The 15,859-nt window shown below is 63.2% G+C and carries 12 protein-coding genes; 3 read left to right on the top strand and 9 right to left on the bottom strand.

Annotation, left to right across the window (positions count from 1 at the left end; translation table 11 throughout):
• Positions 1-36 precede the first annotated feature (36 nt).
• The 9 genes from HZI36_RS20125 to HZI36_RS20085 form a co-directional block, all read right to left on the bottom strand.
• Positions 37-1,404 (bottom strand): hypothetical protein, encoded by a 1,368-nt coding sequence (locus HZI36_RS20125; protein ID WP_425485273.1) that lies wholly within the window; start codon positions 1,402-1,404, stop codon positions 37-39.
• Complete coding sequence (glmS, locus tag HZI36_RS20120) at positions 1,401-3,224, bottom strand: glutamine--fructose-6-phosphate transaminase (isomerizing) (RefSeq protein WP_179404419.1); 1,824 nt, start codon at positions 3,222-3,224, stop codon at positions 1,401-1,403. Before glmS ends, HZI36_RS20125 begins: the two co-directional genes overlap by 4 nt.
• Positions 3,225-3,236: 12 nt before the next feature.
• Positions 3,237-3,788: a Biofilm PGA synthesis auxiliary protein PgaD gene (locus HZI36_RS20115; RefSeq protein WP_246327148.1), complete on the bottom strand. Its 552-nt coding sequence runs from the start codon at positions 3,786-3,788 to the stop codon at positions 3,237-3,239.
• The gene (gene pgaC / locus HZI36_RS20110) at positions 3,766-5,043 is read right to left on the bottom strand and encodes a poly-beta-1,6-N-acetyl-D-glucosamine synthase (protein WP_179404418.1); all 1,278 of its coding nucleotides are present in this window, start codon (positions 5,041-5,043) and stop codon (positions 3,766-3,768) included. Before pgaC ends, HZI36_RS20115 begins: the two co-directional genes overlap by 23 nt.
• Positions 5,040-7,130 carry a poly-beta-1,6-N-acetyl-D-glucosamine N-deacetylase PgaB gene (pgaB, locus tag HZI36_RS20105; RefSeq protein WP_179404417.1) on the bottom strand — a complete coding sequence of 697 codons (2,091 nt, stop codon included), beginning with the start codon at positions 7,128-7,130 and terminating at the stop codon, positions 5,040-5,042. The genes pgaC and pgaB overlap by 4 nt, the downstream gene beginning before the upstream one ends.
• Positions 7,131-7,147: 17 nt before the next feature.
• A complete protein-coding gene (gene pgaA, locus HZI36_RS20100) occupies positions 7,148-9,235 on the bottom strand; it encodes a poly-beta-1,6 N-acetyl-D-glucosamine export porin PgaA (RefSeq protein ID WP_246327147.1) in 2,088 nt (695 codons plus the stop codon).
• 54 nt (positions 9,236-9,289) lie between these two features.
• On the bottom strand, positions 9,290-10,069 hold the full coding sequence (locus HZI36_RS20095; protein WP_179404416.1) for a hypothetical protein: 780 nt from the start codon (positions 10,067-10,069) through the stop codon (positions 9,290-9,292).
• Between the two features lie 78 nt (positions 10,070-10,147).
• The gene (locus HZI36_RS20090) at positions 10,148-10,564 is read right to left on the bottom strand and encodes a hypothetical protein (protein ID WP_425485272.1); all 417 of its coding nucleotides are present in this window, start codon (positions 10,562-10,564) and stop codon (positions 10,148-10,150) included.
• A 408-nt stretch (positions 10,565-10,972) separates the two neighbouring features.
• Complete coding sequence (locus tag HZI36_RS20085; protein WP_179404415.1) at positions 10,973-12,388, bottom strand: discoidin domain-containing protein; 1,416 nt, start codon at positions 12,386-12,388, stop codon at positions 10,973-10,975.
• A 267-nt stretch (positions 12,389-12,655) separates the two neighbouring features.
• Here HZI36_RS20085 and HZI36_RS20080 point away from each other — a divergent pair, with 267 nt between their 5' ends.
• The 3 genes from HZI36_RS20080 (at position 12,656) to HZI36_RS20070 (ending at position 15,678) form a co-directional block, all read left to right on the top strand.
• Positions 12,656-14,077, top strand: coding sequence for an aminotransferase-like domain-containing protein (locus HZI36_RS20080; protein ID WP_179404414.1), 1,422 nt, complete (start codon positions 12,656-12,658; stop codon positions 14,075-14,077).
• 100 nt (positions 14,078-14,177) lie between these two features.
• The gene (locus HZI36_RS20075) at positions 14,178-15,194 is read left to right on the top strand and encodes a class I fructose-bisphosphate aldolase (RefSeq protein ID WP_179404413.1); all 1,017 of its coding nucleotides are present in this window, start codon (positions 14,178-14,180) and stop codon (positions 15,192-15,194) included.
• 139 nt (positions 15,195-15,333) lie between these two features.
• A complete protein-coding gene (locus tag HZI36_RS20070; RefSeq protein WP_179404412.1) occupies positions 15,334-15,678 on the top strand; it encodes a hypothetical protein in 345 nt (114 codons plus the stop codon).
• Positions 15,679-15,859: the final 181 nt, after the last annotated feature.

Below are 15,859 nucleotides of genomic sequence, written 5' to 3'. Positions count from 1 at the left end.
TTGCATCGGGTCATGGTGCGGCGCACAAGCGCCGGGTCATTGCCGGCTGGAACATCGTTCGTCCGGATCGGCGAGCGCCGTCTCCTGCATGGCGGCTGAATCGGCAGCATCGGCAGCATCGGCGGAATCGGCAAAATCGGCTTCCCGTACGCCCGCGGTCGTCAACGACACGAAATGCATCGTCGTGCCGTTTGCGGGGAAGCCGGCGATGCCGGTCGTGCCCCACGGAATCGGCGAGCGCTGCGCGCCGCGCACGGTGATCTGCCCGGGCGAAAGCGCGAGCGCCAGCAGCCGCCCGTCGTGCGTCGGCACATACACGTCGGCGCCCGCGACGCCGACGCTGGATTCCCGCACCGTGGCCGGCAGGCAATCCAGCATCGCCGTGCGATGGCCGTCCGGATCGATCAGCATCGCGGCGCCGCGGCCGTTCGCCGTCGTGGTGACGACGATGAAGCGGTCGATCGACGGCACGTAAGCGGCGGCGTAGACGTAGTACTGAATGGCTTCGCTCAATTCGCCGAGCTTGTCCAGCTTCGCCGTCGCGGGATCGAACAGCGCATAGTCGAGCGTGGCGTTCGTGCTGTCCGGGATGTATTTCTGCCAGACCAGCAGCGCCTTGTGCGGTGAGCCCGCAACTACCGGCCACCACTCGCGGCTGTGCGGCGCGACGTCGACGTGGTTCAGCACCCGCCCGGCGGCATCGTACGTCTTCAGATAGACGCCGCCGCCGGTGCCGAGATTGTCGACCCCGCCACCGTCGACCCAATCGGCGGAATAGAAGACGACGAAGCGATCGCCCACCGCGGCGACGTGCCCCGAGTGCCCGCCCGATTCGACGTCGTGAGGATAGGGCTTGACCGGTTTCAGGTTCCGGCGATAGACGCCGTACCGCTGGCTGACTTCCTGCGGCGCATTCCAGCCGTCCTCGAACGTGACGAAGATGTCTCCGTGCGCGTTCTGCGCGATCGATACCGGCTCCTGCGCTTCCGGCCGGCTGATGAACGTGTGGATGTGCGCGATGTGCGCACTGCCGGGCGACCATTCGCCGACGTAGACGTCATGCGGCCAGTTGCCGTCGGGCAACGCGCCGCGCGGCGGGAGGCCCGAACTGCTGAAGAAGACCCATCGCTTGCCGTTGCCGGCGTCGGCCACGCCGATGCCGTGCATGAAGCGTCGCGGGTCTCCGGTGTCCCTTTGCCGGGAAGCGGGGCGGGGCACGGCCTGGTGCGACGTCGTCGCGGCCGCGTGCGCGGCCGGCGGGGCCAGGCTCGACGCGACGGCGAGACAGCACGCGACGCAGCACGCGGTACTGCACGCGACGCGGATCGCGCACGCGACGGACCGGGCCGCCGTCGGTCCGCTCGCGCGGGCCCCGTCCGCCGCGCGCATCGGCCGCCGCGTCATTCGACGGTCACCGATTTCGCGAGATTGCGTGGCTTGTCGACGTCGGCGCCGCGCGCGCAGCCGACGTGATAAGCGAGCAGTTGCAGCGGCACCACGTGCATGACCGGCGACAGCGCGTCGCCCGGTTCGCTCAGGCGAATCAGGCGCGCGTCGTGGTCGGCGTCGATCTCGAGATGGTGGCCCGCGAGCACGTAGAGCCGCCCGCCGCGTGCGCGCACTTCGGCCATGTTGGACTTCAGCTTCTGGAACAGGCGATCGTCCGGCGCGATCGTGACGACCGGCATCGCGCTCGTGACGAGCGCGAGCGGGCCGTGCTTCAGTTCGCCGGCCGGGTAGCCTTCCGCATGGATGTACGACACCTCCTTGAGCTTCAGCGCGCCTTCCATCGCGATCGGAAAATGAATGCCGCGCCCGAGGAACAGCGCATTCTCCATTCGCGTGAAATCGTCGGCCCAGCCCATGATCTGGGTCTCCAGCGCCAGCGCGTTGCCGATGCGCGCCGGCAGCTCGCGCAATTGCCGCAGGCATGCCGCCGCGCGCGCGGCATCGAGCCTGCCGCGCAACTGCGCGAGCGTCACCGTCAGCAGATACAGCGCGACCAGTTGCGTCGTGAATGCCTTGGTCGATGCGACGCCCAGTTCGATGCCCGCCTGCGTCAGGAAGCGAAGCGGCGCATTGCGCGCGATCGTGCTCGTCGCGACGTTGCAGATCGCCATCGACCGATCCTGGCCCATGCCGCGCGCGTGCTCGATCGCGCCGATCGTATCGGCGGTTTCGCCCGATTGCGAAATGCCGACGACGAGCGTGCGCGGGTCGGGCACGGATTCCCGATAGCGGTATTCGCTCGCGATCTCGACCTGGGCCGGCACGCCCGCGATGCTTTCGAGCCAGTATTTCGCGGTGAGCCCCGCGTAATAGCTGGTGCCGCAGCCGAGCAGCAGCACGCTTTTCGCGCTCGACAGCATCGTGCGCGCTTCGCTGCGCGGGCCGAACAGAGCGGGGGAGATCGCGTCGATGCCGGCAAGCGTGTTCTCGATCGCCTTCGGCTGCTCGAAGATCTCCTTCTGCATGAAGTGCTGGAATGGCCCGAGGCCCGCATCGCTATCGCGCGCCTCGACCCGGCACAGCGGGCGCTTCGCTTCGCGCCCGGCCGCATCGACGATCCGGATGCGCTCCGGCGTGATCAATGCGACGTCGCCGTCCTCGAGGTAGATGAAGCGTTCGGTCAGATCGCCGAGCGCCGCGCAGTCGGACGCGAGGTAGTTCTGCTGCGGGCCGATGCCGATCACGAGCGGCGAGCCGGCGCGCGCGGCCGCGAGGCGCTGCGGCTCGCGCGCGCTCAGCACCGCGATCGCATAGGCGCCGCGCAGGCGTTTGACGGCGCGAATGACGGCGTCGAACAGATCGTCGCGATACTCGCTGTGAATCAGATGCGCGATCACTTCCGTATCGGTCTCGCCGCGAAAAGCGTAGCCTCGCTGCCGCAGCTCGGATTTGAGGGCCTCGTGGTTTTCGATGATGCCGTTGTGCACGACCGCAATCGTGTCGCCCGACATGATCGGGTGCGCGTTCGTTTCGGACGGCGCACCGTGCGTGGCCCAGCGCGTATGGGCGATGCAGGTTTTCCCTTCGAGCCCCAGCGTCATCACGCGTTGCTGCAGGTCCGTCACGCGCTGCAACGTGCGCTCGCTGCGAATGCGCCCGCCGCTTTGCAGCGCAATCCCGCACGAGTCGTAGCCGCGATACTCCAGCCTGCTCAGTGCGTTGACCAGTTGCGGCACCTGATTGCTCCAGCCGCTTGCTCCGACGATTCCGCACATATGTCACCTCCGTCAAGTGTGGCGGCGCGGCGCGCCGACACCGTGCCAGACGGCCCGGCCCGATTCTTCGGTCACCCATTCGCTCGTTCGCGGCGCGGCGCGCGTGGCCCATCTGATCGCGGAAATCAATCCGTTCGCGTCGTGCGACGCAATCAGGATGCGCGATGCCGGCTTCCCGTCGGGCCGCGCGGATTTCATCAGCGCGGCCGCCGGCCCCGGCCTTCCCTTCAGGCTGGCCGAGCGCCGCAGCATCTTCGACACGCGCCACCGGTACGCGAACGGATGCACGACGCGGGCCGCGATCAGCCAGGTGACGAGCGCGCAGGCGATGATCGCGATGCACGTCACATAAAACACCAGTTGCTCGATCGGCATCTCCGCCTCGTTGAACGGCAGCAGATAGCGGTACGTATAGATGCAGATCGATGCCCAGACCGCGCCGACCAGCGCCGGCCGCGCGAGGCGAAACCAGAAGACCCGCGCGGATCCGGCGATGACGCCGCGCTCGGCGATCATCTGGCCCGGGGAGCGGAGAGAGAGGTCAATAATCGGCGCGTTCTTCATGTTGAATTCCTCGGTCGGGACTGACCCAGATGGCGCGTTTGCCGCGGCCCCGCAGCACGACGGCGGGGAGGGCGACGACGGTGGTGATCATGTTGATCAACCAGAAAGCGACCGGATACCAGACGGTGTCCAGGAAGTACATCAGGAGTTCTTCGTCGTAACGTCGATCGATCATGCAGCCGACGATCAACTGCAGCACGCAGGTCGCCACCAGCAGCATGCCGTGCCAGTGCGGGACGACCGACACGTGCCATTCCGGCGGCAGCGGATAGAAGAGATTGATGAACGACAGCAGCAGAATGAACGACATCGAATAGGCCCACGCGATGCCGATCAGATACTCCGCGAAGAGCGGCCACATCATCATCCGCGTCGGTGTCGCGATGGTGCGCGAGTATTTGAGCAGCACCTGAATGCCGCCCTTGGCCCAGCGCAGCCGCTGGCGGTAGAGCCCCTTGATCGTTTCCGGCATCAGGATCCAGCTCAGCGCATGCGGTTCGTACACGACGCGCCAGTCGCGGCACTGCAGCTTCCAGCTGATGTCGATGTCCTCGGTCAGCATGTCCGAACTCCAGAAGCCGACGTCGGCGAGCGCGGTCTTGCGGAACATCGTGACGACGCCGGACACCGTGAAGATGCGGCCGTACACCTGTTGCGTGCGCTTGATCAGCCCGACGATCGACGAAAATTCGCCGACCTGCATGCGGCCGAGCAGCGACGTGCGCGTGCGGATGCGGGGGTTGCCGGTCACCGCGCCGACGCCGGGGTCGGCGATGAAGTGCTCGAGCATCCATTCGATCGCATCGTGCGCGAGCAGCGAGTCGCCGTCGATGCAAACCAGATACTCCGCGTTCGAGACGGCCGCCGCGGTCGTGAGACCCACCGCCTTGCCTTCGTTTTGCGCGTGATGAATCACGAGGAGCCTCGGGATGGCGGCGGTCAGCTCGTTCAGGATGTCGCCGGTGCCGTCCTTGCTGCCGTCGTTGACCGCGATGATGTCGTAGTTCGGATAGTCCATCCGGCTCAGGTGCCCGATCACGCTGCGTGCATTCGCGCCTTCATTGAAGCAGGGCACGACGATCGACACCTTCGGCATCCCGCTCGATGCGATCGTTTCCTTCGACAGCACGCGGCCCTCTTCGAGCAGGAAGAAGTGAACGACGCCGCCTATCATCCACAGGTACGACATGAAGAACGGATAGTAGAAAACGAAGTTCTGCAGATGCTGAATGAAGTCGTGCGCGTGGGTCGTCATTGTGCCGTCGTTCCTTTGTGCTGCTGCGGTTGCATCAGCGCGTTGATCGATGTCCGGTCGAGACGGGACTTGAGCGACATGACGTCCCGCATCGCTTCGAGATCCGGCTGGTCGTGCAGGAAGTTGTCCGGGTAGTAGCCGAAATTCACCGCACCCCGGCGGCGTAGCTGCCGCATCTGCGCCAGCAGCGTGCCGGCGGGAATTTCCTTGCGCGCATGCCAGTCGTAGGACTGCAGTTCGAACACGGTCTTCGAGAAGCCGCGCTGTTTCTTCGACACGATGTCGACGAGCTGGTCCAGCCAGCGGTCCGGATTCGACGCCTGCTCCATGTAAGGCATCGCCATCAACGCGACGAAGTTGTAGGTATTGAGGAAGTCGTCGTAGTTCTGCGCATACCAGGCTTCGGATTCGGGGTTCAGCACCGGCTGAGCGAAGATGTTGCGCGCGGTCAGCACGTCCCCCGCGTTCTGGTTCGCGAGGACGATCTGCTCCAGTTGCCGCGTCAGGTCCAGCAGATAGCGCGTCTTCTGCCGGGTCCAGCGCTCCATCAGGTCGGGCTTCGCGCGAATCTGCCCGATGTCGCGCGGCAGCCCCCATTGCGCATACGCCTGCAGCGCGTGCCTGCTCGCGTCCTCGTAGTCGTCGAGCACCGCGTCGTCACTGAACAGGATGCCGCTGAACGACGCGTATTTGCTCATGTCCTCGTAGATCTGCTCGATCATCAGCCTGGCGTTCGGATCGAACGGGCTCAGGCGAAAGCCGCGCGTCTGGTTCTCACGCGGTGGCGCGCCGCCGTATGCGCTGACGGTCTCGAGACCATGCAGCTTTTCCGGCGGCGGACGGAACGCGAGCACCGGCATCCATGCGTAGACCTGAACATTGGAGCGCGTATTGAGCTGCCATGCGGCGCGCGAGAAGAGATCGGCCCGCATCGGCAGATGCCGGTTCGGAAAATAGACCGACTCCGCGACGCCCGTCCCCTTCGGATCGGCGAACGCCTGCAGATAGACCGACTTCGGTTTCATCTCGTAGATGCGCTCGACGAGCACGCCGAGATTCTTTTCCTGCTGCGCCGGGTTCGGGTCATAGACCTGATCGAGATCGACCTGCACGACGCGCTCGACGACGTCGACGTCGCCGCGGTTGGTCGCGGGCTCGCGTATCGAGCGCTCGAAGTCGCCGACATCCGTGTCGTACATCATCAGAATGCGGCGCAGACGGTCGAGCGGCACGTCCGGTGTATTCGGGCCGGCATCGAGACTGAACTGGATATCCATGCCGAGCGACGTGGCCACCTTGCGCACAGGATGGTTTTCCGCGCCGTACGGCCAGACCATCGAGCGAATGGTCACCCCGGTCCGGTCATGAACTTTTCGCATGCAGGTCTGCAGATCGTTGCGCACTCGCGCGTCGAATTCCTCGTCGGTTTCGTAGCGCTTCTGATCCTCCAGATACAGATGCGACGTGGTCGCGGGTAACTCGTTGCCCTGTGGGTTGGCGATCGCGCCATGATGCAGATCGTGCGTGTGACAGGCGAGTTCGACCAGATCCGACGAACCGACCTTCTGCACTTCGTCCCATGACATGAAGGCGTCGCGCGGCACCTGGACCTTGTCGCTGATCTGGATCGGCTCGTTGTCGGGGGTGTCGATCCATTTGGTGACGATGCCCATCACCGCCGGATACTTGAAGCGCTGCAGCAGCGGCAGCACTTTCGTGTAGTGGCTGCGGAAACCGTCGTCGAACGTGAGCAGCACGGCGCGGGGCGGCAGCGGCCGGCCGCCGTGCCGCGCTTCCTCGATCTGCTTGACGGTGATGGTGTGGTAGTTGTTGGCTTGCAGCCAGGAAAAGATCGAGGTCAGCGTACCAGTATCGATCGCATACGGATCGACCATCGTGGATGTATTGAACGTCGCCAGGAGATTGTCGCGGACGTCGTGCGCGCAAATTACGCGAAACGTCTTGCCGTCCACCGGGTCCGATGGTGGAAGCAGGTCGATCAGCTTCGCGTTGGCCACGCGCGGAAACAGCGAGCAAGCCGCGAATGCGCCGAGGCATCCACACATGAAGGTCCGTCTCGATTGCATGACCTTGCCTCCCGATACTAGAACGGCAGATTGAGCGACAGATAGCCGGTTTCCGTGCGCTCGCGCTGTCCGTCGTAAGCGTGGCTGTTGACGTCGATGCCGTAGCTCAGCGTGATGTCGTGCTTGAACGTCCACTGGTGTTCGTAGCGCGCATCCCAGAGCGCGCTGGTGCCGAACCCTCTCTCGTTGTATGCACCGCCCGATACATAGATGCGCTGCTTCAGCGACATGTCGCCCTTCTTCCACAGCTGCAATTGATGCATGACCGTCGCCGCGGCCGAATAGTCGCGCCGCGGGCTGAAGTAGGGGGCGTCCTGCCGGGTGTTGCTGTCGGTGCCGACATTCAGTGAAACGTTGATCTGCTGGTTGGCGGACGTGTACACGCGCTGCGTGCCCGTCGCCGAAATTTCCTGATGCAGGTTCGTGTCGCTATAGCGGCTCACGCCGTAGCTCAGATTGAACTCGCGGCGGTCGTTCTGGCGGTACGTCAGGTCGACGTTCGCGGCTCGGCCCCAGATGTGCGCGACATAGGCCTTCCACGGCAGCGTGTTGTCGTCGCTGTCGAGCGAGCCGGTCACCGTCCAGTAATCGTCGAAGTTGTAGGTGACGGAGCCACGGCCGCCGGTCCGGCCGTCCGGGCCGAACGAGCGGGTGGCTTCGCCCTGCAACGTGAGCGGCCCATGCCGATAGTCGGCGCCGACCCCGGTGCGCGTGCGGCTGATGTTGCCGATGTCGGTGTCTGCGAAGCCGTAAAACGTATGGGAAAACACGCGCCAGTTGTCGCCAAACGGCTGCGAATACAGATAGGTATCCGATGTGAACTCGTTGTCGGCCAGCGCGCTGTTGCCGTGCTCGAAGCTCACGTCCGTGGTCATCACCGGGCTGCGGTACGCGTTGTAGTCGCGCTTGAACGAGCGCACCGAGCCGTTGTCCGGAAACGTGTTGTCGAGGGTCTGGTCGATCTTCGTCGCCGTCGCGTAATCGTCCGCCGTGAGCGATGCGCGGCCGAGCCCGGCGAGCGTCTCGACGCTATCGGGGTGGTCGGTCATCGTCGCGTGATACATCGCGATCGCCTGACGCGGATGCGATTGCCCCGACACGGCGCCGGCGTGCGCGTCCCGCACTTCGGCGTTGAACGGCACCTGCTTTTCGAGCTTTTCCAGCTCGGCGATCCCTTCGTCGGTCCTGCCCGAGTAGATCAGGTATTGCGCGCGCAGCCGGTAATAGCGCAGATAATCGTCGTTCGCTGGATCCCACGGATGAACCTGATCGGCCGGTGGCAACGACTTGCCGATCTCGTCAATCATGGTGCTCGCGTCCTGCGCTCGCCCTTGATCGATATACGACCAGAACAACCCTTCGCGCAGATCGATCGGACGCGTGTGCGCGCCGTACTGGAAGCCGCGCGACGCAGGGTCCGACGGCGCTACCTTCGATTGCGCGAGTGCGCGTTGATAGGCGACGCCGGCTTTGCCCGGCTCGTTCAGATATAGGTAGGCGTCGCCCGCGCCCGCCAGCGCGTCGATCGAGACCTCCGCATCCGGCGGGATCGTTTCGAACGTCGTCACCGCCTTTTGCATGTCGCCGCGGGCGGCATAGGCGACCGTGCGATCGCCTGCGAGCGATGTTCTCACCGGCGAGTACTCGGGCGTGACCGGCATTGTCGCGTCGAGTGAGTCCGCGGCTTTCAATGCGGTGTCGAGGCCGTCGAAGCGATCGGGGCTCGTCATCGAGCGCGCCTTGTCGCGTCCGCCGCGCACCTGCTGGCGGATCGAAAGCTCTTCCAGTTGGGCGAAATCGAACGCCGAGAAGATGTCGGGCCGGGCCTTCGCCTCGTCGATCGCCTTGACGGCACCGCCGCTTGTCGCGAGGCCGAATACTTCGGCGCGTACCGACGCCGCATCGGCCGGCTGGGTGCTTGGCGTGCTCTGCGTGCTTGAAGCGCCATTTGTCTCGGCCACTTCATTCGGTCCGTTCGACTGCACGTCGCCTTCGGCGGCAACACACGTGCCGGATGCAACGAGCAGGAACATCAGTGGGGCCTGAAGAAGCATCCGCCGGTTGCGGGGAACGGCAATGAGGCTACGCTTGTGAATATTGTTCATAGGTTGTCCTCACTCGCGTCGAATGGCCGGAAGTCCGGCTGTTCCGAGCGCGACTCAAAGTCGGTTCCGGATCGCCTGCCCGAGCAGCGCTCGCGATTCGCCGTTTTCCGGATCGATGGCGAGCGCTCGGCTCGCGTTCTGCTCGACACAGCGCCATTGGTCGACCTGCGCGCACCATCGCGCCTTGGCGAGCGCTCGGGCACCTTCCAGGTCCTGATGCGTGACGCTCGTCGTTTGCATGTGCCATGTATCGCCGCCGTACGGTTGCGGTCTCGAAGCGGCATGCATCCGTGTTCTCGCGCTTGCCAGATACTGAGTTCGCGGATGGCGATGCGCGTCGCCATACTCCCTTTTGCTGACGCTGCCTGCCGGACGCGTATGCGCGTTGTTCGCGACGGCCACGGACGATGCGTGCGAGGGGCGGGTGTGTCTTGAGACAATCGCGGGCGATGCGTGCGACGGGTTGATGTGCGTCGGGCTGGCATCCGCGATGACACGGGGCGCGATCGTCGGTTCGACTTCGGGTTTCAGCGGTGATGCCGCTGATGCTTCAGGTGGCGGTGCCGCTTGAGTCGTGGTTGTCGTGGCATCGGCGGTCGGCTTGACCGCTGATGCCGCATCCTGACTGTCTGTCATGCTGATTATTTTTTCTATCACGTGAGGAATGTCATACGCGATGTTCACGCGTTCGTCCCTGACGTCTCGCTTTGGATGCGCAAATATCCCGAAGATCACGGCAAAAGCGATGAAGCTGAGCGCCGTATTCTTGGCCGGTCCCCAGGACGATTTCGTCCGACGGGGCGCGGCGGCATTCTGTTGATGGGCACTGGCCATGCATCCCTCCTCGATTCCATGCCCATGCGGTGAGCGTCCTGATCACGCTCACTCGCGAAGGGCAGTCGGGCAGACGACTTACCACTGCAGTTGTGTGTTCAACGCACCTGTTTCGACGATCGCGTACTTCGTTTCGCCCTGGTACGTTCCCTCGATCCGGTAGCTCGCATCCGGCACGCTGAACAGGCAGCGCGACCCCGATGCGTTGAATTCGACGAGGACGCGACCATGTCGCCTCAACCGGACCTGAACGTTGGCGAGCGGATGTCCGGATTGAGCGGATGCAAACGACACACCCAGGTTGTACGGACGCCCGTCACGTGGAAGAGGGGCTCTCCCGTCGATCTGCGCATCGCCGCAGACGTACGAGATGACATATTGCTGCGTGCCCGGGTCTGGTGCGGCCGTTTGCGCGATGGCAGTGACGCTCGCACAGGACATCGAAGCGAAAATGGCTGAAACATGAAGAGCATGAATTCGAAACGAAGAGGACATCGCGGCCTCCGTTCGGAGTTGATAGCTAGCATACATTCGAGGTGATGAAACGCAAGGCGCCGTCTCCCTCTCGCCACACGCTATCCATGCATGAGAGATGATTAAAGTATGGTCATACTACGAAAAATATAATATTTAAATAGGATTGCGATGCAATTAATGCCGACGAGGTGTGCTGATGAATAGCGATTTTTCCGATTCGTCGCGCGGGATATCGGTGAAAAATGACTAAAAATTAATATCTAATAATGATTATGGCGTAACTCGTTCCGATTGTAATGACTGACAAATATAGAATTTTCCTGATGTGGTAACAGTATGTTTCTTGTCGGACACTGCGTTACGTTTTGAATCGGGGTTGCTCGATTGAAGCATCGTGCCGTATCGTGCTTGAAACGTTTCAACCGCTTACGACCCCCACACCTGCATTTCGTCAAGCGAGTAACCCCATGGTGTCGCGCGCTTCGTGCCGTACATCCGCACGTAGCGGCCGCGACCGTTGAGATTCGGCAGCGTGACGTGACCCCACGCGACGCCGGTGCTCGTCGCGTAAATCGTCGTCCAGTTCACGTTGTCGTTCGATGTCTGGATCTGATAGACGAGCGCGCCCGCGTCCCAGTAGAGATCGATGCTGCTGATGTTCTTCACCGCCCCGAGATCCACGGAGAGCCATTGAGGATCGACGCCGAGACCTTCCGGCGAGTCCCATCGCGTGGTGGTGGTGTTGCCGTCGAACGCCTTGTCGGGCGTCAGCGTCGCGTTATAGCTGGCCGACGCGGAAGCGGGGTGCCCTTGCGAAAGCAGCATGGTCTGATTGGCGGCCGGACCGCCGTAGTAGCTCGACCCGAGCTTGGCTTTCGTCGTGTCGGCGTTCACGCCGAACTGCGATAGGCTCCAGCGCTGGCCGGTCGTGACGTCGCCGACGTAAAGCTGATAGCCGCCCGCGGTCGTCGACGAGAAGAACAGATAATTCGTGCCGCTCACCGGAGACGGGTCGGAGTTGTTGCTGACGCAATCGTTGAGCGCCAGCTGATTCGGCGTCGATGCCGGGGCAGCGGTCTTCTCATAGATCTGATCGAGCTGGCTCGAGTCCTTCCAGCGTGCGTAGAACACCATGCCGTCCGCGCGCACGATCGGATAGTAGGTTTGCAGACCGGCGGGATGATCGAATACGGCCGTCACGCCGGTCGCGATCGTGCGCTTCATCAGGCCCATGTTCGCGCCGGTGCCGGTTGCGTAGTAGACGGCGCTCGCGTCCGGTGCGAGAAAGGGCATCGAATATTCGCCGCCGGCGGGCGCGTTCGACAGGCTCACGACCGACGTGAAGACGGGGCCTGCACTCGTATACGACAACGTCGCCTGCATCACGTTGCCGTTCTGCTTGAACACCAGGGTCTTGCCGTCCGCGCTGAATTTCGGATCCTCGTTGCGGGTGGTGCCCGTGCTGTTCGTCATGTTGACCGGCAGGTTGCGGGTGCCGAGCTGATACATGAACACGTTCCATGCGTCGTTGCTGACGCCCATGAACGTGAGCCACTTGCCATCGGGGCTGAACACGGCGTTCATCGGGTCGGTGATGCCCCACGCGCTCTTGCTCAACTGGGTCAGCGTGTGCGCCGAGAAGTCGTAGAGGAAGAGCTGGCTCGTGCCGTCGCCGTAGTTGACATAGCTGTGATAGACGAGCTTGCCGGTGAGCGTGCCGGCGGGAAACGTTGCGTCGGGCTGGGCCGGAGGGTCGCTGATGCAGGCCGCGTCGGCGGCACCGCCACACAGATTGAGGGCGAAAGCGGCCACGAGGCCCGCAATGAGGGTCTTCGAATTCACGCTGGTCTCCTGCGTGTGGTTATTGACATCGGCAGACAAGAACCCGCGCGAACGAGCCAGACCCCGAATCAGCCCCTGCGCACCGTGATTTCCGTGATGGATCGACGTCGGGTGAGCAGGTGGCGAGAGCATGCCTGCGAACCGAACGAAAGAAAAGGATCAGAACCCGCCAAAAGCGACCGGATCAGATGTGAGGAAACGATCGTGCGGGACGTTTGACGTGCTACTCTTTTTGCGAGCGAGACACGGATTTGCCGGGGGGCGGGCATGAAGCGTTACGCGGCGCTGGCACAAGCGATAGCCGGTTCGATCCGACGCGGCGATCTGGCCGCCGGTGCGCGCATTCCGACCGTTCGTGCCGCCAGTAGTGCTTATCAGGTGAGCCCTGCAACCGTGTTTCGCGCGTACTACCTGCTCGAGAGCGAGGGCCTGATCGTCGCGCGGCCACGTTCCGGCTATTTCGTTTCGGATGTCGAAGGTAATCGGTCGGGATCGAACCGCGGTCCGGCGCGAAAGACGTCCGACGCACCGGGCATCGCCGACGATGCGCTGCTTAGGCTGATGGATTCGATCAAATACAAGAACATCGTTGCACTGGGCTCGGCGTTCGCGAACGATTCGCTTTTTCCGATGAGCGGCCTGTGGCGTTGCTTCACGTCGGTCGCACGCAATATGGATCACGAAAAGATGTTGTCCGGATTCCCGCCCGGGGATGAGGAACTGCGCCGACAGATCGCGTTGCGTTACCTGATCGCAGGCGCTGCGTTACCGATGGAGGAAATCGTGATCACCACCGGCGCGCTGGAGGCGCTGACGTTGAGCCTGCAAGCGCTGACGCGCCCGGGCGATACGATCGCGATCGAACGCCCGACATTTCATGGTGCGTTGCAGGCCGTGCAGCGCCATCATCTGAAAGCGGTGGAAATTCCGGTCGATCCGCTGACGGGGCTCGACCTCGACGCGCTTGCCGTCGCGCTCGACCAGCACGCGATTCGCGCATGCTGGTTCATGACGTCATTCCACAACCCGACCGGCGCGACGATGTCCGATGAGCGCAAGCGCGCGCTCATCGATCTGCTCGCCGCACATCAGGTGCCGCTGATCGAGGACGATGTCTATAGCGAGCTGTATTTCGGCACCACGCCGGTGCGTCCCGCCAAGTTGTACGACACCCATGGACTGGTGCTGCATTGCGGCTCGTTTTCGAAATGCCTGGCGCCGGGTTTCAGAATCGGCTGGGTCGCGGCGGGGCGTTACGTGCATCAGATCGAGCAGGCGAAATGCGTTGCGGCGCCGCCGGCCGATGTGCCCGCGCAACTGGCCATTTCGAGCTATCTGAAGGAGGGCGGATACGACCGCTTTCTGCGCAGCTTGCGGCGCAATCTCGCTTCGAATCAGGCGCAGATGCTGGCCGCCATTCGCGCGTACTTTCCGCAGGGAACCGAAGCTTTTGCGCCCCGTGGCGGTTATTTCGTCTGGATCGAAATGCCGGCGCACGTGGATGCGCTGCGCTTGTTCAGCGCCACGATGGAAAGCGGCATCAGCATTGCGCCGGGGCCGATCTTTTCCGCGACAGGGGAATTTCGCCGTTATGTCCGGCTCAACTATGGTCATCCGTGGACGACCGTCGTCGAAAGGGCGATGCAAACGATTGGCGCGCTCGCGGCGCAGCAGCGGCACGTGTCCTAGCACGGAAAATGCAGTTCCTACACGAACGGGTGATGCCTGGCGAGCGCCTTGCATTCTGACTGTGCGACGACAAAGAATAGGATGAGAAATGGAGGATGACATGAACACCGACAGCGAACTCCAGGCAACGGTCCAGGCACTCGTACAGAATGGCAAAGGTTTGCTGGCCGCCGACGAAAGCGGACCGACGATCGCGAAGCGCTTCAAGACGATTGCAGTCGAATCGACTGAGGAGAACCGTCGCGCATGGCGCAGCCTGTTGCTGTCGACGCCGGGCCTCGGCGAATTCATCAGCGGCGTGATCCTGTATGAAGAAACGTTGGGGCAATGTGCGGACGACGGTACGCCATTGCCCGAAGTCGCCGCGCGCCAGAATATCGTGCCCGGCATCAAGGTCGATGCGGGCAAGATCCCGCTCGCTCATGCGCCCGGCGACGAAATCACGCAAGGGCTCGACGGGCTGGCGAAGCGTCTCGACGGGTACAGGAAGCAGGGCGCGCGTTTCGCGAAATGGCGCGCGGTGTACAACGTATCCGCGACGCTGCCGAGTCGCGTCGCGATCGATGCGAACGCCGAGGCGTTGGCGCGTTATGCGGCGATCTGTCAGGAAGCCGGCATCGTGCCGATCGTCGAACCGGAAGTGTTGATCGACGGCGATCATTCGATCGAGCGCTGCGCGCAAGTGTCCGATGCCGTGCTGCACGAGGTTTTCGACGCCTTGCATCGGCATCGGGTCGTGTTTGCGCATATGTTGCTGAAGCCCAGCATGGTCGTTCCGGGCAAAGAGCACGCCGCGATGCCGGCGCCCGCGGAGATCGCCGATGCGACGGTTCGTCTGTTGCGCAGTGCCGTTCCAGCTGAAGTTCCGGGTATATTTTTTCTGTCCGGTGGGCAGACGCCCGAGGAGGCGACGGCCAATCTCGACGCGATGAATCGCATCGCAGGGCGGCCGTGGCTGTTGAGTTTTTCTTATGGGCGCGCGCTGCAGGAGCCGCCGCTTGCCGTGTGGAAGGGAGAGGCGGGCAATGCGCGCGATGCGCAGAACGCGTTGCTCAAACGCGCGCGCCTGAACGGTGCGGCATGCCGCGGTCAATACGATGCGGCGATGGAGCGCTAGGCGGGATGCGAAGCCCGTTTACGCTCGTCGAACGATGCGAATCCTGCTCAACCGGAAAATCCGCGCGCGCATCGCGCGTTTCGTCCACGATGCCGCAGGGCGGCGGCCTCGCACAAGGACCGCGCCGGCGCTGAGCCTTGTGACGCTCGTATTGCTGTTCGGCGGCTACGTCGTGTTCGACAGGATGTGCGAGGCCGATCCCGTCTGTCGTGCGCACGACGTGTCGGGTGACCCGTCGATGCAGATTCCGTCGCTGCCCGTCTATCCGTTTCATTCGATCGCTGAAGATCATCTCGAGGTTGCCGGAGACGGAGACGCTGGCGTGCGTCAGGATGTGGACTGGACGGTTGAAGGCACGATGCACGGTGGGCACGCGCGGGTGCGTCACGCGTTTGCGGTACGCCGCGTGAGCGCGCACGCGAAGTTCGGGCGCAAGCCTATGTCGAAACATGTCGACATCTCAAGGCTCTACAGCATGCACTGAGTGCATGGGGCTACTCGGTGCGCTTGTGCGCAGAAGTACATAATGTCCCCGCTAAGTTCAATTGTCGTGCTTCCAGCTAAATTGAAATGTCGCGGTGTTTGGGCTTTGTCTTGTCCTTGTTTATGGTGTTGGGGTGGGGCGGCGAAGCCGCCCCCCGTTCCCTGACTCCTTTGGCGCTGAC

The organism is Burkholderia guangdongensis, assembly GCF_013403875.1.
Classification (GTDB): domain Bacteria; phylum Pseudomonadota; class Gammaproteobacteria; order Burkholderiales; family Burkholderiaceae; genus Burkholderia; species Burkholderia guangdongensis.
The sequence above is the reverse complement of the archived record's forward strand: the minus strand, read 5'-3'. Positions and strand labels throughout refer to the sequence as shown.